The sequence below is a fragment of the Pseudomonas sp. 43NM1 genome (assembly GCF_002836905.1).
GTDB lineage: Bacteria > Pseudomonadota > Gammaproteobacteria > Pseudomonadales > Pseudomonadaceae > Aquipseudomonas > Aquipseudomonas prosekii.
Map to the genome: position 1 here is coordinate 35,184 of NZ_MKGS01000142.1, position 17,399 is coordinate 52,582.

At 60.2% G+C, this 17,399-nt stretch carries 16 protein-coding genes; 11 read left to right on the forward strand and 5 right to left on the reverse strand.

What is annotated here, in order from left to right:
- Window position 1: 1 nt before the first annotated feature.
- The 4 genes from BI292_RS15170 to BI292_RS15185 are packed head-to-tail and all read left to right on the forward strand — an operon-like array spanning window position 2 to window position 4,402.
- Window positions 2-1,432, forward strand: a complete 1,431-nt coding sequence (locus tag BI292_RS15170) for a PIG-L deacetylase family protein (RefSeq protein WP_101208341.1) — start codon at window positions 2-4, stop codon at window positions 1,430-1,432.
- A 53-nt stretch (window positions 1,433-1,485) separates the two neighbouring features.
- Complete coding sequence (locus tag BI292_RS15175) at window positions 1,486-2,370, forward strand: DUF6625 family protein (RefSeq protein WP_101208342.1); 885 nt, start codon at window positions 1,486-1,488, stop codon at window positions 2,368-2,370.
- On the forward strand, window positions 2,367-3,521 hold the full coding sequence (locus BI292_RS15180) for a glycosyltransferase family 4 protein (protein WP_101208343.1): 1,155 nt from the start codon (window positions 2,367-2,369) through the stop codon (window positions 3,519-3,521). The genes BI292_RS15175 and BI292_RS15180 overlap by 4 nt, the downstream gene beginning before the upstream one ends.
- Window positions 3,518-4,402, forward strand: coding sequence for a glycosyltransferase (locus BI292_RS15185; protein WP_092274256.1), 885 nt, complete (start codon window positions 3,518-3,520; stop codon window positions 4,400-4,402). The genes BI292_RS15180 and BI292_RS15185 overlap by 4 nt, the downstream gene beginning before the upstream one ends.
- Window positions 4,403-4,474: 72 nt before the next feature.
- Here BI292_RS15185 and BI292_RS15190 read toward each other — a convergent pair whose 3' ends face one another.
- Window positions 4,475-6,337, reverse strand: coding sequence for a bifunctional O-antigen ligase/aminoglycoside phosphotransferase family protein (locus tag BI292_RS15190; protein ID WP_101208344.1), 1,863 nt, complete (start codon window positions 6,335-6,337; stop codon window positions 4,475-4,477).
- 155 nt (window positions 6,338-6,492) lie between these two features.
- Here BI292_RS15190 and msbA point away from each other — a divergent pair, with 155 nt between their 5' ends.
- From msbA to BI292_RS15215, 5 genes are all read left to right on the forward strand, one after another.
- Window positions 6,493-8,295 carry a lipid A export permease/ATP-binding protein MsbA gene (msbA, locus tag BI292_RS15195; RefSeq protein ID WP_092274250.1) on the forward strand — a complete coding sequence of 601 codons (1,803 nt, stop codon included), beginning with the start codon at window positions 6,493-6,495 and terminating at the stop codon, window positions 8,293-8,295.
- A 174-nt stretch (window positions 8,296-8,469) separates the two neighbouring features.
- Window positions 8,470-9,891 carry a bifunctional D-glycero-beta-D-manno-heptose-7-phosphate kinase/D-glycero-beta-D-manno-heptose 1-phosphate adenylyltransferase HldE gene (gene hldE / locus BI292_RS15200; RefSeq protein ID WP_092274247.1) on the forward strand — a complete coding sequence of 474 codons (1,422 nt, stop codon included), beginning with the start codon at window positions 8,470-8,472 and terminating at the stop codon, window positions 9,889-9,891.
- A gap of 126 nt (window positions 9,892-10,017) precedes the next feature.
- Entirely contained in the window at window positions 10,018-10,998 is a 981-nt protein-coding gene (locus BI292_RS15205) for a glycosyltransferase (RefSeq protein WP_101208345.1), read from the forward strand.
- A complete protein-coding gene (locus BI292_RS15210) occupies window positions 10,995-11,699 on the forward strand; it encodes a hypothetical protein (RefSeq protein ID WP_101208346.1) in 705 nt (234 codons plus the stop codon). Before BI292_RS15205 ends, BI292_RS15210 begins: the two co-directional genes overlap by 4 nt.
- 31 nt (window positions 11,700-11,730) lie before the next feature.
- A complete protein-coding gene (locus tag BI292_RS15215) occupies window positions 11,731-12,537 on the forward strand; it encodes a hypothetical protein (protein ID WP_101208347.1) in 807 nt (268 codons plus the stop codon).
- Window positions 12,538-12,563: 26 nt separating this feature from the next.
- Here the strand turns inward: BI292_RS15215 and BI292_RS15220 are convergent, their stop codons facing one another.
- The 4 genes from BI292_RS15220 to BI292_RS15235 all read right to left on the reverse strand — a co-directional run bounded on the left by BI292_RS15220 (window position 12,564) and on the right by BI292_RS15235 (window position 16,180).
- Window positions 12,564-13,535 carry a metal ABC transporter ATPase gene (locus BI292_RS15220; RefSeq protein WP_092274236.1) on the reverse strand — a complete coding sequence of 324 codons (972 nt, stop codon included), beginning with the start codon at window positions 13,533-13,535 and terminating at the stop codon, window positions 12,564-12,566.
- A 32-nt stretch (window positions 13,536-13,567) separates the two neighbouring features.
- A complete protein-coding gene (locus tag BI292_RS15225) occupies window positions 13,568-14,380 on the reverse strand; it encodes an aldo/keto reductase (RefSeq protein ID WP_101208348.1) in 813 nt (270 codons plus the stop codon).
- Complete coding sequence (locus BI292_RS15230; RefSeq protein ID WP_092274231.1) at window positions 14,377-15,552, reverse strand: FAD-binding oxidoreductase; 1,176 nt, start codon at window positions 15,550-15,552, stop codon at window positions 14,377-14,379. The genes BI292_RS15225 and BI292_RS15230 overlap by 4 nt, the downstream gene beginning before the upstream one ends.
- A gap of 295 nt (window positions 15,553-15,847) precedes the next feature.
- Entirely contained in the window at window positions 15,848-16,180 is a 333-nt protein-coding gene (locus BI292_RS15235) for a multidrug efflux SMR transporter (protein WP_101208349.1), read from the reverse strand.
- A 102-nt stretch (window positions 16,181-16,282) separates the two neighbouring features.
- Here BI292_RS15235 and BI292_RS15240 point away from each other — a divergent pair, with 102 nt between their 5' ends.
- Together BI292_RS15240 and BI292_RS15245 are read left to right on the forward strand one after the other, a co-directional pair.
- Window positions 16,283-17,203, forward strand: coding sequence for a LysR family transcriptional regulator (locus tag BI292_RS15240; RefSeq protein WP_101208350.1), 921 nt, complete (start codon window positions 16,283-16,285; stop codon window positions 17,201-17,203).
- Window positions 17,196-17,399 (forward strand): glycosyltransferase N-terminal domain-containing protein (locus tag BI292_RS15245; protein WP_305887389.1); only part of this gene is annotated, 204 nt, incomplete at its 3' end. The genes BI292_RS15240 and BI292_RS15245, both read left to right, overlap by 8 nt.

The following is a 17,399-nucleotide window of genomic DNA, read 5'->3' on the forward strand; positions in this document are numbered from 1 at the left end:
CATGAGCCGCAAACAGCAACTGCTCAAGCGTCATCGTCGCAACAAGCGCGTCGGCCTGCTGATCGCCCTGGTGTTGCTGGTTGTGATTGGCCTGCTGGAGGCCTGGTGGCTGCCGTTGGTGTTGGCGATCCTCGGCTGGATCGCGCACGAAGCGTGGTTCGCCGACCATCTGTTCTATGCGCCGACCGATGATTATCAGTACAGCTTTCCGCCGTACACCCAGCGGCCCAAGGTGCATCTGAGCGGCGAGCATTTGCGCCTCGACGAAGGCGTGATGCTGGTCGATGACGCGACGCTGGTGTTGGCGTTGCGGATAAAAAGCACCTGGCTGGGGCGGTTTTTCGACCCGGTGGTTGAGCTGGTCGGCGGCAATAATCCGGATCGACAGACCTTCGAACGCGGCGTCAACGGCTTGCGTTATCTGAACCTCAGCGGCCAGTCGCACGTCTTGTCCCAGGGCCAATTACGGTTGCGCGGGCGCTTCTGCAAGGTGTTCGGCGAACCGGTGCTGTGGGCTTTCGAGCAAGCGGATTACCGCCGCGAGCGCATCATGGTCATCGCGCCTCACGCCGACGACGCGGAACTGGCGGCCTACGGTTTGTACAGTCAGGCCAGTGAAGCCTGGATCGTCACCCTGACGGCCGGCGAAATCGAAGCCGAACACTATCAGCAGATGGGCCTGAACAAGGTCGAAGCGGCGCGGCTCAAGGGCCGTTTGCGCGCCTGGGACAGCATTGCCGTGCCGCGTTGGGCCGGCGTGCCGCAAGAGCATTGTGTGCAATTGGGTTATTTCTGCCTGCAACTGGCGGCGATGAAAGCGGCTCCGTCGCAACCGATGGGCTCGCGCGAAGCGGAGCTGGGCGACACGCGGCTGTTTCGCCAGATGAACCCGTTCACCTTGCCCGGCGACGCCGACGGTGCGCCGACCTGGAACAATCTGCTGGCCGATCTGCGCGAGGTGCTGCTGCGCGCACGTCCCGATGTAATCGTATTGCCGCACCCGACGCTCGATCCGCACCCGGACCACATCTGCGCGCAGGAAGCGGTGCTGGAAGCGTTGCAAGGCCTGGACTGGCAGCCAACCCTGCTCGGTTACGCCAACCATTTGCATGACAACGATCGCTGGCCGATGGGCGATGCCGGGAGTGGCATCGCGTTGCCTCCGGCGTTCGATGCGACGCTGGCGATGCAACCGTGCTGCCTGCCGCTGTCCATCGAGCAGCAGCGCGACAAAGCCATGGCGCTCGGCATGATGCACGACTTGCAACCACCGCCGCCGTTCAAGCGACGCCTGCGCCGAATCATTCAGCGTTTGCTAGCCGGTCGTGCGTCGTCGGTGTACGGCGAGAACGAATTCTTCCGCAAAGCGGTCAGACGCCATGAATTGTTTTGGGTTCTGAAGCAAAACGAAACATCTGCACAGCAGAAATGAAGCAATTCGCGGCTTAGCATGGCGGCAAATTCAGCCGCTGCAGTGATTGTTCTGTGATTGACCCATGCCCGCGTATTCTTTTTCTGATTCCGTATTTCGGCCAATGGCCATTCTGGATGCCGTTCTTTCTGGAGAGCTGCAGGCGTAATCCGGATATCGATTGGTTGTTGTTCAGTGACTGCGGTGTTCCGGAAAATCTGCCGCCCAATGTCAGCATTGAGGCCGTGACTTTCAGCGATTACTGCGCATTGGTATCACGGCGCCTGAATATCGATTTTGCCCCCGATGCCGCGTACAAGTTGTGCGACATCAAACCGGCGCTTGGGCATATCCATGTTGATCGGCTGCAAGGCTATGATTTCTGGGCGTTTGGCGATATTGATCTGGTGTATGGTGACCTGCGCCGTTATTTCACCCCGCAGCGTCTGGCCGGGTATGACCTGTTTTCCACCCACGAACGGCGGGTTGCAGGGCATTTGTGTCTGATACGCAACACCGCGCGCAAGCGTGAGTTGTTCATGCAGATCAAGGATTGGCAGCAGCGTTTCACCGATCAAAAGCATCACGCGTTGGACGAGGGCGCTTTCAGTCGCATCTTTCTCTGGCGCAAGAATTTTCCCGAGCCGCTGTTCAAGCTGGTCGGCAAATTCAACCCGTGGCGTCGTCGCAGTGAGTTCATCGAGGCGTTCAGTACGCCGGGTGGCTGCATCAAATGGCATGACGGCACACAGGATTTTCCGCGTCGCTGGTATTGGCGCGATGGTTGTCTGAACAATGATCGCGATGGCGATCGCCGGTTTCCGTACTTCCACTTCGTTTGCTGGAAACGCAACGAGTGGCCACGGCTGCCGCCACAAGATCCGGCCGAAGTCAGGCGCATCGCCGCCGAACCAGCCTGGGTCATCGATGCGAACGGTTTCCACCGGGGAGAGTTATGAGTCAACGGTCCAAGGTTCTGCAATTGCAGCCTGACTACAACGTCAAATCCCATGACTTTGCCGACCTGGCAGAGCAGATCGTCAAGGCCTTGCCGAGCGATCGTTATGAGGTGACCGCGGCGTTCCTGCGCGGCAAACCTGGGCCTGGCGAGGCGGTGAGCCGTGCCGACCGTTCGGTGTATTTCGAGTTTTCCGACAAGTCCCTCAAGGGCATGCGTCTGCGCGCGATGTGGCAGCTGTACAAGTTCTGCCGCGCCGAGCAGTTCGACGTGGTGATCTGCAATCGCTTCAAGCCAGTGAACATGATGCTGGCGCTCAACCGCTGGCTGAAGGTGCCGCTGTGCATCGGCATCTCTCATGGTTTTGGCGAATACGACCGCTTTTACCGGCGCCGCCAGACCCAGCGCCTGATTGATCGGCACTGGCGTTTTGTCGGGGTCTCGCCGGCGGTCAAACAATACCTGCTGGACTGCAAGTGCGGTTTTACCGACCAGAACACCTACGCGATCACCAATGCCATCGACATCGAACAGGCTGAAAGCTTGCAGCACAGCCGCGAGCGCGCCCGTGAATTGTTGGGCATTGACCCGTCGGTGCGCCTGATTGGCGCGCTGGGGCGGTTGGTGCCGATCAAGGGCCACACTTACTTGTTGCAGGCATTTGCCGCGCTCAAGGACAAATACCCGAATACCCAACTGGCGATCATTGGCGCCGGCCGCGAAGAAGCGAAACTCGCCGCCGAGATCGAGCGCCTGGGCCTGAGCGGCCGCGCGCATTTGCTCGGTTTCAAGGAAATCGCCTTGCAGTACATTCGCGCCTTCGATGTCTGGACCATGCCGTCGCTGGCCGAAGGCCTGGGCCTGGCGCTGCTCGAAGGCATGAGCGGGCACTTGCCGGTGATTGCTTCGAACGTGCCGGCCATGCTGCCGCTGATCGAAGGCGCCGGAGGCCTGGCGATAACCCCCAAAGACGTGCCGAGCCTGATTGCCGCGCTGGATACCTACCTCGCGCTGCCCGACGACGAGCTCAAGGCCAAAGGCGAGCAGGCGTTCCGTTATCTGCAAACCGAACACGACATCGAGGTGTTCCGCCAGGAATACCTGAACCTGATTGAATCCGGCCTGGAACAGGCTCGCAAGGAACACAAATGAGCGACGCGCAACCTATCGTCACGGTCATCATCGCGTCGTATAACCACGAACGCTATATCGAGGAAAGCATCCTCAGCGTGGTCAACCAGACCTACTCGAACATCGAGTTGCTGGTGGTCGATGACGGCTCCAGGGATGGCAGCGTCGAGCGCATCAAGGCGTTGCAGGCGCAGCACGGTTTCGATTTTCGGGTGCAGGAAAATCAGGGCCTGACCAACACGCTCAACGGCGCAATTGCGCGCTCAACAGGCAGCCTGATCGTGCCGTTCGGCTCCGATGACATCATGATGCCGGAGCGTATTGCCACGCAGGTTGCGTACATGGACGGCAAGCCGGAAGTGGGGATTTGCGCCGGCAACATCGAGCTGATCGACGCCGACGGCAATCTCTACCCGGAGAAGCGTCAGCGCCGCGACGTGCCATTCCGGCGCCTGGACTTCGAGGACATGTTCCTCGAACGCAAACCGTATCCGCCGGCCCCGACCCTGATGATTCGCCGTGAGGCGCTAGACAAGGTCGGCGGCTTCGATCCGAATATTCGTCTGGAAGATTTGCTGATCGAGCTGAAGGTGACTCACGCCGGTTATTTCATCGATGGCCTGAACGTGTTGATGGCGCGCTATCGCAAGCACGCCACCAATTCCTACAAGAATCACCGCTTCATGATCGATAACATTCTGCGCACGTACGCGCTGTTCAGCGATCACCCACTGTATGAGCACGTGCGCTGCAAGTTCCTCAGTTCGATGTTCCTCAAAGCCGCCAGTCGCGACCGCAAACTGGCGCGCGAACTGCTGGCGCAGATCCCGTTCAAGTCGTGGAACAAGAAAACCTGGCGTGGCTTGGGACGTCTGTATTTTTCGCCGCTGGAAAAAGACTGAGCACCGCTGCGATCAGGGCAGCGGTGTCGAATGAAGCGGTAGGAAGTGGAGCGCGTTGGCGCGCTCCACCGATCAGCTGACCTGGGCTGTGGCGCTGTCCGCCAGCACTTGTTTGTGCAGTCTGTTCACGGCCGCTTGCGAGGCGGTCACGCCATAACCTTGCAGCAACGCCTGGAAATGATCCTCGAACAACCAGCGTCGGTCGGCGGTGTAGCGCTGCATATGGCGCAGGTTGCGCTGGCGCAATGACAGGCTCAGCGCCGAGGGGTAGAGACGCAGGTCGGCGACATCGATCAGGCCGAATTCACCGTCCTCCAGCACCAATACATTGCCCAGATGCAGCGAGCGGAAATACACACCGCGCTCGTGCAACTGCGCCATGAACTTGCCGAAGCGTTCCACCAATGCCTGGCGCACGTCCGGCGCCGTGATTGCTTGCAGCACCTGACGCAGCGTATTGCCCGGCAGCGGCGTGTAATGCACGGCGCTGCTGCCGTCATCGAGGCGATACAGGTCAAGGATCTGTGGCGTCGGGAAACCCAGTTCACGCAAGCGCTCACTGTTGACGGCGAAGCGTTCGGAGTAGGAATTGAAGCTGCCCGAGGTGTACCAGCGGCGAGCGCGGAACAGCTTGAGGAAACTGCCATCCTCCAGGCGCAGGACTTTGGGGCCTAGGCCGTCTTCTTCAATCACCCGCGCGTTGGCGGATAACGACTGGAAGGCCGGCTGCGAGAGTTTCTTGATCGACATCGCGAGCAAGCGGCCTGCGCGCTGGTTGATGCTCAGCGCGGCGATCAGCGCCAGCGGAATCCACAACAGGAACCAGTGCTCCTTGGGCCGCGAGATAATCCCGCCGCCCTCGGTCAGGCCCGCGCCGATGCCGAAAATCATCCACGTCGAGGCAATGATGAACAGCGGTTGTACGCGATGGCGCCAGCTGCACAGCAGGGCGCAGGCCTGGAAGAACAGCCACGGGAGAAGACCGAGAATTCCGACGTAATAAAGCACACCCAAGGCAAAGCTGTGCGGCTCTGAAAGCAAGTAGCCCACGCCCGGATCGACGCTCAGGCTGGCGTCGTAGCCATGGCCGATCCATGGGTGTTCAGCAATTTTCTGCAGGACGATCTGCCAGATCTGCAGACGGTACGAATACCCGCGCTCGAAAATCATGTCGGAGAAAAACATCAACACTGCCGCACCACTGGCAAGCAGGACGCCGAGCAGCACCACGGAGCGGCGATTCCAGCAAGTGAAGCTCAGCCACAGCGCGGCCAGTGTCAGCGCCACCAGTGGTGTCCGCGAACCGGTCGCGATCACCGCCGTCAGCATGATCAACACTGCCGGAATACTCAGCAAAAGTATCTGCGGGCGCTTGCAGGTCATGCTCAAACTGAGCCAGTACGCACAGAAAAACCCGAACAGATGCGAGCTCAGCAATGGATTGTCGAACGCGCCGCCACCGATCAGCCGCGCACCTGGCGTGTAGATCTGGGCAAACATGTAGAGGTTATAAATCGATGCGGTCAGCCCGACGATGGCGGCGCCGAACAGCAACGGTTGTACGATTTCGGTGCGATAGCGGACCAGCAGATAACACCCGGCGAAGAGCATCAGCGTGTGCAGCGGCGCCTTGAATTTACCGGCAAATCGTTCATCGCCCGGGCCCCAGAGCAGGCTGAACATGGCCCACCCGGCGAACACCAGCATCGCGATAAAGATCGGCTCGCGCAGCAACTGCTTGAGCTCACGCGGGCGCAGGCACAGTGCTATCAGCGAGGGAATGCTGAACAAGCCGTAGTAAAACTTGTGCAGCACATTGCGATCCGGCAGGAAGAACAGCGAGCACAGAAGCAAGAAATAACCTGCTGGAAGCATCCACAGGCAAATGAAATCGAATACTCGATTGGAAGAGCTGTTTAAACCGCTGAATTGCATGCTGGGAAATTCAATCCTGGAAGTTGATCGGCCGTTCTGGTGATGGCTATCTGATACTGTTTGAACCGTCTAACAATAACAGCCTTTATGCGTTTGCCAGAACCCCGAAGAAGCTGTGCTAAAGTCAGCGTCCTTTTTATCGACAATCGCGTGATATGACCGACTCCAGTCTCTCCGCAAGCCCATCGAGCTTGAAAATCTACTTCCGCCTGCTCGGCTATGTCCGGCCATACATCAGTCTGTTCCTGATCAGCATTGTCGGCTTTCTGATTTTTGCTTCGACGCAGCCGATGCTCGGCTACATTCTGAAGTACTTCGTCGATGGCCTGTCCAACCCGCAAGCGGTGCTGTTTCCGAGCGTGCCGTACCTGCGTGACCTGCAACTGCTGCAAGCGGTGCCGCTGCTGATCATTGTGATTGCGGCGTGGCAAGGTCTGGGTTCCTTTCTGGGCAACTACTTCCTGGCCAAGGTTTCTCTCGGGTTGGTCCACGACCTGCGCGTGCAGTTGTTCAATAACCTGCTGGTCTTGCCCAATCGATATTTCGACAAGCATAACTCGGGTCATCTGATTTCGCGTATCACCTTCAACGTGACCATGGTCACCGGGGCGGCGACAGATGCGATCAAGGTCGTAATCCGCGAAGGCATGACGGTGATTTTCCTGTTCGCTTCGTTGCTGTTCATGAACTGGAAGCTGACGCTGGTCATGATCGCGATCTTGCCGCTGATCGCCGTGATGGTGAGCACCGCGAGCAAGAAATTCCGCAAGCAGAGCAAGAAAATCCAAGTCGCCATGGGTGACGTGACGCACGTGTCTTCGGAAACCATTCAGGGCTATCGCGTGGTGCGCAGCTTCGGTGGTGAAGTCTACGAGCAGAAGCGCTTCCTCAAGGCCAGCCAGGGCAACACCGACAAGCAACTGCGCATGACCCGCACCGGCGCGATCTACACGCCGCTGCTGCAACTGGTGATCTACAGCGCCATGGCGGTGCTGATGTTCCTCGTGTTGTACCTGCGCGGCGATGCTTCGGCGGGTGACATGATTGCCTACATCACCCTGGCCGGCCTGCTGCCCAAGCCGATCCGCCAGTTGTCCGAAGTCAGCTCGACCATCCAGAAAGGCGTGGCCGGCGCGGAAAGTATTTTCGAACAACTGGACGTCGCGCCAGAGGTCGATACCGGCACCATCGAGCGCGATGCGGTCAGCGGTCGCCTGGACGTGCGCAACCTCAGCTTCACCTACCCGGACACCGATCGTCAGGTGCTCAACGACATCAGTTTCTCGGTCGAACCGGGGCAGATGGTCGCGCTGGTCGGGCGTTCGGGCAGCGGCAAGTCGACGCTGGCCAACCTGATTCCACGCTTCTATCACCACGACAAAGGCGAGATTCTCATCGATGGCGTGGAAGTGGAGCAGTACAAGCTGTTGAACCTGCGCAAGCACATCGCCCAGGTCACTCAGCACGTCACGCTGTTCAGCGACACCGTGGCCAACAACATCGCTTATGGCGACTTGGCTGGCGCGCCGCGTGAAGACATTGAGAAAGCGGCGAAAGACGCTTACGCCATGGACTTCATCGCCCAGTTGCCCGAAGGCCTGGACACGCAGGTCGGCGAAAACGGCGTGCTGCTTTCCGGCGGTCAGCGCCAGCGTCTGGCGATTGCCCGGGCCCTGCTGAAAAACGCGCCGTTGCTGATTCTTGACGAGGCGACTTCGGCGCTGGATACCGAATCGGAGCGGCACATTCAGGCGGCGCTGGATCACGTCATGAAGGGCCGGACCACCTTGGTAATCGCCCACCGTTTGTCGACCATCGAGAAGGCCGATCTGATTCTGGTCATGGACCAGGGCAAGATCGTCGAGCGCGGCACGCATGCCGAGCTGCTGGCGCAGAACGGCTATTACGCACGCTTGAACGCCATGGGCCTGGATGCCCCGGCGCAAGACATGGCCTGAGCCCGTTGACGGCTATTTAGCCGTCGCGGTCGAAAAAAATCGCAGCCTGAGGTTTTCGAACCATTACAGGCTGCGATTTTTTGCTTTTGTGTCCCTCAATTGTGCCTCGCGCCAGCCATGCCCCAACCCTGTGCTAATATCCCGCCCTTGTTCATTTTGTATGTGGGTTGCTCCATGAAGTTGTCCATGCCGCGATTCGATCAAGCCCCTGTATTGGTGGTCGGCGATGTCATGCTCGACCGTTACTGGCATGGTGGTACCTCACGGATTTCCCCTGAGGCGCCGGTACCGGTGGTGAAGGTCGAACAAATCGAGGACCGCCCGGGCGGTGCCGCCAACGTTGCACTCAACATCGCTGCGCTGGGTGCGCCGGCCTCGCTGGTTGGCGTCACCGGCGACGATGAAGCCGCCGACAGCCTGGCCAATAGCCTCGAAGGCGCTGGCGTGCGCGCGTTGTTTCAGCGTATTGCGCACCAGCCGACCATCGTCAAGTTGCGGGTCATGAGTCGTCACCAGCAACTGCTGCGGATCGACTTTGAAGAACCGTTCGCCACTGACGCTCTGGCGCTGGGCGAGCAGGTCGACGAATTGCTGGAAGGCATCAAAGTGCTGGTGCTCTCGGATTACGGCAAAGGTGCGTTGAAAAACCATCAGGTGCTGATCCAGGCCGCCCGTGCCCGTGGCATTCCGGTGCTGGCCGACCCAAAGGGCAAGGATTTCTCGATTTACCGTGGTGCGAGCCTGATCACCCCGAACCTCAGCGAGTTCGAAGCCATCGTCGGCGGTTGCGCCGATGAGCACGAGCTGGTGAGCAAGGGCGCGACGCTGATGCACGATCTTGACCTCGGCGCCTTGCTGGTGACCCGTGGCGAACATGGCATGACCCTGTTGCGCCCGGATCATCCGGCGCTGCACTTGCCGGCGCGTGCGCGTGAAGTGTTTGATGTCACCGGTGCCGGCGACACGGTAATTTCGACGCTGGCCGCGGCGATTGCCGCTGGCGAAGAACTGCCCCACGCGGTGGCGCTGGCCAATCTGGCAGCGGGTATCGTCGTCGGCAAGCTCGGTACGGCGTGCATCAGTGCTCCGGAACTGCGCCGCGCGATTCAGCGTGAAGAAGGTTCCGAGCGTGGTGTGCTGGGTCTGGAGCAACTATTGCTGGCGGTCGACGATGCGCGTGCGCACAAAGAGCGGATTGTCTTCACCAACGGCTGCTTCGATATCCTGCATGCCGGGCACGTGACCTACCTCGAACAGGCGCGCGCCCAGGGCGATCGCTTGATTGTCGCGGTCAACGACGATGCCTCGGTGAGCCGCCTGAAAGGGCCGGGTCGGCCGATCAACAGTGTCGACCGGCGCATGGCCGTATTGGCCGGGTTGGGCGCGGTGGACTGGGTGATCAGTTTTGCTGAAGGCACACCGGAAAACCTCCTGCGCGAGGTCAAGCCGGACGTGTTGGTGAAGGGCGGCGACTACGGGATCGACCAGGTTGTCGGTGCTGACATCGTCAGCGCTTACGGCGGTACCGTTAAAGTGTTGGGGCTGGTTGAAAACAGCTCGACGACTGCGATTGTCGAGAAAATTCGCAGCCATTAATCAAGATTAACTACACCCGTTTCATACAGCGTATGAACGGGTTTTTTTGTGAGGATCACCGTCCAGATGCTATCGGCCGGTATTTAACCTAATGTTTCTAAGCTTTTGTCCCGTGGTAACCGATTTATGAAAGTAATGCTCCTGGTGATGGACGAGCAGCGCGTCATTCTGGACCGCTTGTACGAAATCGTGCAGCGGAACTGTGACGAGTGCGTCATCTATCGCCTGAGCAAAAAGCAGCAGATGAACCTGGGGCCGTTTCTCGCATCGGTCGATTACCAGACCTTTGACCGAGTGGTGATTTTCTCCCGGGTCAAACGGCTGGCGCCTCAACTGCGTGTCTTGAAGTGTATCCCCGGGCTGATTTTTCTCGAGCATGACGCTTATCAGAACTACATGCCCGAGAGTAAGTACATGGGCGTTTACTCGCGGTTGTATGGCCGTTTGCCGAGTTCTCGTGCGCTGGTTTCCGGGGCTGTGGTGGCGCGTCGGCTGAAGGCTGAACAGATCGACGCGGTGTTCGTTTCCAAGGGTTATGACGAACAGATGCTGCACAACACCGGCACCGAGCGCGACATTCCGGTGGGTTTTCTCGGCAGCCTGAAAAGTACCGAATATGCTCACCGCAAGGCATTGCTCAACTCGCTGGCCCGGCGTACCGGAATGCTGGTGACGCGGACCAAGTCCGGCACCGAATACCTGCAAATGCTCAACCGCATCAAGATCTTCGTCAGTGCCGATATCGGCATGAACGAGTTCATGATCAAAAACTTTGAAGCCATGGCCTGCGGCTGCGTCTTGCTGGCCTGGAGTCAGGGCGAAGAGGACCAGTTGCTGGGTTTCCGTGATATGCACAACACGGTTTTCTACCGCTCTGAAGATGAAGCGGTGGAAAAACTCGAGTTGCTGCAGAACGACCCTGAACTGACGGCGCGCATCGCCAGCAACGGCCAGGCGTTCGCCGAGAGTCAGTACTCGTTCGCCCGCGTCGGTCGCGCCCTCGCTACTGAAATTCAGCGGGAAATGCGCCCGTGGCAGCCGCCTTCAGCGTTCACGCGGTTTTGGGTCAAGCTGCGCTACGGCATGCAGGTGCCGCAGCCGTCATGAACAAGCAACCGTCGCCTGCGGCTGAAACCCTGGCGCTGGACGCGCTGCCCGGTGGTTATCAATCCATTGAAAATGGCATGCCGCCGGCGCTCAAAGAGTGCCTGCGCAAAGCCGCGCGAGTGGTGCTTGTCGCCAATAATCCAGCGATTACCCAAGCCGATTTCCAGGCGCTGAACATCGGCGCGGATGACGTAGTGGTCAGCTTCAACACCTGCGTGCTCGCACCGTTGCTGAGCGCGCACAGCGTGAATCTGTTTGTGCATGGCTTCAACGCGCCGGACGCGTATTTTTTCGGCCTGCCGTATGGCCCCGAAGTGCAGCGGCTGTTCGCGCAGAACCCGGCGCGGTGTTTCACCATGCTGGTCGGCTGCACCGGCGAGATGTGCCCGTTGCCGTCAGTGGCGCTGTATTGGGAGCGTATTCCGCTGCCGCCCTTGTGGCATTACCCGGTCGATCGTCCGGGCGGCAAGCGTTACGTCGGCCCGACTACCGGCTTCAACGCGCTGGTACTGCTCGACTGGCTGCGCGGACACGCGGGTTACAGCTATCAACTGATGACGCTGGGTTTCTCCAACGAAGCTGGCAAGCGCTGGGGCGGGCATGCCTGGGATTACGAGCGCGAATGGCTGCAACAAGCGGACGTCATCGTCACACCGCTGCGCCGTCGCAGTTGGTGGCAGAAACTGTTTAATCGCCAGTGATTACTGATCAACTTTCAAGGGGTGCTGTCGAGTGTTGAATATTGCGGTGGCTTTTTTTGGTATCCCGAGAAATTCGCAAATCTGCTTTCCATCGATTCAAGCAAACGTCCTTGCGCAGTTGCCTGCCGACAGCAACGTGAAGTGCTTCTACCATTTGTACAAAATCGACGAAGTACAGAACTCGCGTTCCGGTGAACAGGGTTTGTTGGCGGCGGACAATTACGCGCCGTTCGAAACCATGACCGGTCGGCTCGACTCCACCGACGGCGTGCTGGAGCGCTGGGATTTTGAGCAAGTGAAAGCGCTCGGCGACACCTGGGCGGATGATTTCGCCTCGCTGAGAAACCTGATTTATCAGCTCAATTCGCTGCACGAAGTGACGACGATGATGGAGTCGTTCAAGCCCGATTTCGTCGTGTTCGTGCGCCCGGACAACTTTTTCCACACCGCGCTGCCGACCTACGTGTTCCAGCAACCCGAGGCGCGGCGGTTGAACGCTTATATTCCGGACTGGCAGTGGTGGGGCGGTTTGAATGATCGGTTCGCCATTTGTGGTCGCGACACTTATGTCGCGTACGGCAAACGGATCGAGCGGATTTTCGATTTCAGCAAAGCCACCGGGCGCAAGTTGCATTCCGAACGTCTGCTCAAGTTCGCCCTGCAACAGGCTGGAGCGAAGATTTGCACCGTGCCGACCCAGGCATCGCGCGTGCGGATCAGCGGCGCATTTGCCGAGGAATCGTTTTCACCCAAGCGCGGCATGGGCAAACGCGAGAATCGCTATTTCCATTTTTTTGCGCGGTTGCGCACGCTGATCGACAAGCGCCGCGCAGGCTAAAACGGGCCTGCGCCGCCACTCGAATGTCACGGTTCCTTGCGTAGACTGCCGCGAACCAGCCGCACCAGACGCAGGGCCTTGACGCTGAGTTTCTTCAAGCCGCGTCGAGGTGCCTTCGGCGCTTCCAGCCCTTGCTGCACCACCCAGTCCTTCCAGCGGATCCGCTCTTCGCGCACGGTCCAGCCTTCCTGAATCGCAAAACTCTCCGCCAGATAAAGCCCACGAGTGCTGGCCGGGATCAGCTTGTCGCGCTTGAGCGTGTACAGCTCGGGCAGCGGCACGCCTTCTTCCAGCGGCATCAAATACAGGTCCGGGCGCTTGCGATCGAGGCGCGCGACCAGTTGATCGCCCTCCAGGCGTTCGTCGACATGAAACAGACTCAGCGATTTGGCTTCCTTGGGCACGTCGAGGCGCAAGTCGTAGATCAATTGCAGCGATGCCGTGGGCAAGTGCACGTAGGCGCGCGGGCGTTCGATCAACTGCAGATTGGCGCTGCGCACCGGTCGCGCCGCGCCGGACAGCGGCGTCAGGCGAAAGGGCAGCGCCTCGCGATAATGCAGCGCGGACGAGTAGGGCGCCGGCAGCCATGTGTCGTTGAAACGCCCGCCGAGCCAGCCTTCCGGGGTCTCCAGCAGGCACTCTTCGGCAATCTCCTGGATCGCCGTGTGCAGCGGCAGGTTCAGCTCATGCGCGGGCACATAACCGGAAATCAGCTTGAGCACCACGTCGCCGCGATCTTGCCGACGCTGGCGCACCAGCACCCAATAATCACGATTCTGCCAATGCAGGGTCAGGCGCACCGAAACCCCGAGGTTGGCCAGTTCCAGGGCAAAACGTTCGTTGTCGGGCACAGTGACCGGGCGGCGGCGTTGCAGAGTCTGGGAGAAATTCAGCGGCATCCCGACGCTTTGATAGCTCAGGCCTTCGGGCGTCGCTTCGACGAATAACGGCAGGGTCTTGAAGTTGCTCGGATTCTTTCTAATGAGCGTACGCGGCATGTCGGCTCCTGCTTAAGGCCGCGTCGGCGGCATCAGTTTCTACGTAGGACCTTGGCAACGGTCGCGACGTTGTGGGCGAGGTGCAGCGGATTGATGGTCCCGACAATAGCACTGGCAACACCCGGATGTTCAAACAACAACTCGAAGCTGGCTTGCACGGCGTCGACGCCGGGGCTGAGGATGACGTGGCCGCTGGCGAGGGCTTTTTTCACCAGGATCGCTTTGCCATGCGCAGCAGCATAGTCAATGACGGCTTTCTCGCCCTGTTCGTTCAAATTGTAGGTGACCATCGCGCAATCGCCCTGTTCCAGAGCCTTCAAGCCGCCCTCGACGGTTTTTCCGGAAAAGCCGAATCCGCGAATCTTGCCTTCCTGTTTCAGCGCCGCGAGCGTTGCATAGACCTCGCTGTCGTTGAGAATCGCCAGGTCGTTGCCGTCGGAATGCACCAGCACCAGGTCGATAAAATCCGTTTCCAGACGTTGCAGGCTGCGTTCAACCGACAGCCGCGTATGGGCGGCGCTGAAGTCGTGGCTCGACTGGCCATCGGCGAACTCTTCGCCGACCTTGCTGACGATCACCCAGTCCTGGCGCTGGCCGCGCAGCAACGGGCCGAGGCGTTCTTCGCTGTGGCCATAGGCGGGCGCGGTGTCGATCAGGTTAATGCCCATGTTGCGCGCCATTTGCAGGAGCATTCGCGCTTCTTCGTCGCCGGGAATCTGAAAGCCGTTGGGGTATTTCACCCCTTGGTCGCGGCCCAGTTTCACCGTGCCCAGGCCCAGCGGCGAAACCGTCAGGCCGGTGCTGCCCAAGGGGCGATGCAAGTCGTGCAGAGTTGGTTGGCTCATGGCAGCAATTGGTCCCAGGCAGGAACGCCCATCGGTGGTTTTGGCAGCTCGGGCAGCGGTTGTGCCGGGCCGGGCTGGATGTTGTCGCGGGCGAGGCTGGCGATTACGCGGTCGGCGAAGTCCGGCGCCAAGGCCAGTTTGGTCGGCCAACCGACCAGCAATTTGCCTTGCTCGGCGAGAAACGCGTTGTCCGGTCGGGTCAGGCCCGATTGCAACGGCTCGGCGCGGTCGACGCGCAGGGTCGCCCATCGCGCGGTGCTGAGGTCGATCCACGGCAGCAATTGGCCAAGTTCTTTTTGCGCGGTGGCAATTTGTTCGGCAGGTTCGCGGGCCACGCCCTCGGCTTCGGCAATGTCACCGCCCAGGTACCAGACCCATTGGCCATCGGCCGCCGGATGGGTGGTCACGGTGATGCGCGGTTTGGTGCCACCGCCCAGGCAGTGGGCGTACAGCGGTTTCAGGCTCGGGCCTTTGGCGATGATCATGTGCAACGGCCGGCGCTGCATGGCCGGGTTGCTCAGGCCCAATGCTTCGAGCAGCCCGGCAGTGCCGGCGCCGGCGCTGAGGACGATGCGCTGGGCGCGGATTTCACGGCCATCAACTTTCAGCCCGACCAGCAAACCGGCCTCCAGCAACGGCTCGATCACTTGCCCGGCGAGCAAGCCGTCGCCGGCCAGATCGGCGAGGCGCTGAATCAGGCTCGGCACGTCGATCACCAGTTCGGCCAAGCGGTAGACCTTGCCTTTGAAGCGCTTGTCTTGCAGCGCTGGCGGCAGTTGCTCGCCTTTGACCTGATCAACGCGGCCACGCACGGCTTTACTCGCGAAGAAACTGGTGAGGTTGCCGGCGATCGTGCCGGGCGACCACAGGTAATGGGCTTCGGAGAGCAGGCGCACGCCGCTGAGGTCGAGTTCGCCGTCACCGGCCAGCGCCTCGCGCCAGCGTCGCGGCATGTCGGCGATGGCTTCCGAAGCGCCGGTCAGCGCACCGTGCAGCGCGTATTTGGCGCCGCCGTGGATGATGCCCTGGGACTTCACGCTCTGCCCGCCGCCGAGGGTGGCGCTTTCCACCAGCACGGTCGAAAAACCCTGGCGGCGCAGGCGCGCATTCAGCCAGAGGCCGGCGACACCAGCGCCGACAATCAGAACGTCGGTGGAAATAACGGATGGCATGCTGACCTCAGTGTTCAAGACGAGGGCGCAGTATACAGATTCATGCCGAACGCAAACCTTGTAGCAGCTGCCGAAGGCTGCGTTCCAGGACGCAGTCCTCGCCTCCGGTCTCTCTGAAGAATCGCGCCATCAAGGTTAACGACGACTTCGCCGCCGAACGCAAACCCTGTAGCAGCTGCCGAAGGCTGCGTTCGAGGACGCAGTCCTCGCCTCCGGTCTGTCTGCAGAATCGCGTTGCCAGATTCAACGACTGCTTCGCAGCCGGACGCAGCCTGCGGCAGCTGCTACAGGTACGTCAGTGGCCGGTGGTTTTCGAGAAGAGTTGGATGACTACGACGCCCAGCACGATCAGCGCCATCCCGAGCATCGCCGGCACGTCGAGTTTTTGCCCGTAGATAAACAGTGCCGCGACGCTGACCATCACAATCCCCATGCCGGCCCACACCGCGTACGCCACGCCCACCGGCACGCTGCGCACCACCAGCGTGAGCATCCAGAACGCAATGCCGTAGCCGACGATCACCAGGATCAGCGGCAGTGGCGTGCTGAAACCCTTGACCGCTTTCATCGAAACAGTGGCAATCACTTCGGCGCAAATGGCGATCGCCAGGTAATAGTAAGCGGTCATGGGTAAATCCTCATCTGAAGTGCTGCTTTCTGGTCCGGCATTTTAGAGATTTCACAGATGCGGTAAAGTCATTACCTATCGGCTGTGGAGATAGGTTGTGCGATGAACATTCAATGGAATCTTGAGCAACTGCGCCTGTTCGTCAGCGTAGCGGAGCAGCGCTCGTTCTCGGCAGTGGCCCGTGAGCAGCGCAAGGCGCAATCGGCGGTCAGCAGTTCGATTGCGCTGCTGGAGGAAGATTTGGGCGTGAGCCTGTTTGACCGCAGCAGCGGCCGCCAACCCAGGCTCACCGAGGCCGGCAATGCCTTGCTCGAAGAGGCGCGCGAGGTCTTGCGCCAATGCGAGCGCCTGAACGGTCGGGCGCTGGCGATGATGCGCGGCCAGGAAGCGCGGCTGCGGGTGGCGCAAGACGAGGCCATGCCTTATCAGCCGATCATCGAAAGTTTCGAAGCGCTGGCGGACAAATTCCCCAGCGTCGAAGTGCAACTGACCAGCGCCGCGCAGGGCGATGTGGCGCGCAAACTGGTCGAGCGCCGCGCCGACCTGGGTTTGCTGTTTTTCCATGATCAGATCCCCGAAGCGCTGGAGCGGCGGGTGCTGGGCAGCGTCGAAATGGTCACCGTGTGCGGCAAGGGTCATCCGTTGGCGAGCATGGCCGAAGTCGATTGCCAGCAACTGGCGCGGCATCGTCAGTTGCTGATGTCCACCGAATCCAGCGTATACCCCGGCAGCGAGCCGGCGAGCCCGCAAGTCTGGCGCGCCGACAGTTTTTACGTGATGGCCGAATGGCTGGTGCGCGGCCTCGGCTGGGCGTGGCTGCCGCGCCACGTCGTGCAATACCCGACGTATCAAAATCAGATGGTCGAACTGGTCAGCGAATGGACCCCGCCGGCGCTGGTGGTCGAGCTGGTCTGGCGCCGCGACGAGCCACTCGGCCCGGCCGCGCGTTGGTTGGCAGAACGTTTTGCCGTGCACTTGCAGGCGATCGGCTTAAAAACCGATAAACTCCGCCGCCATGAATAGAACTCTCTACACCGCGCTGTTTTACCTGGGGCTGCCATTGGTAGCGATTCGGCTATGGCTGCGGGCGCGCAAGGCGCCGGCGTACGCCAAACGCATTGGCGAGCGCTTCTCTTATGGCTTGCCGACGATGCAGCCCGGCGGCATTTGGGTGCACGCCGTGTCCGTGGGCGAAAGCATCGCCGCCGCGCCGATGATC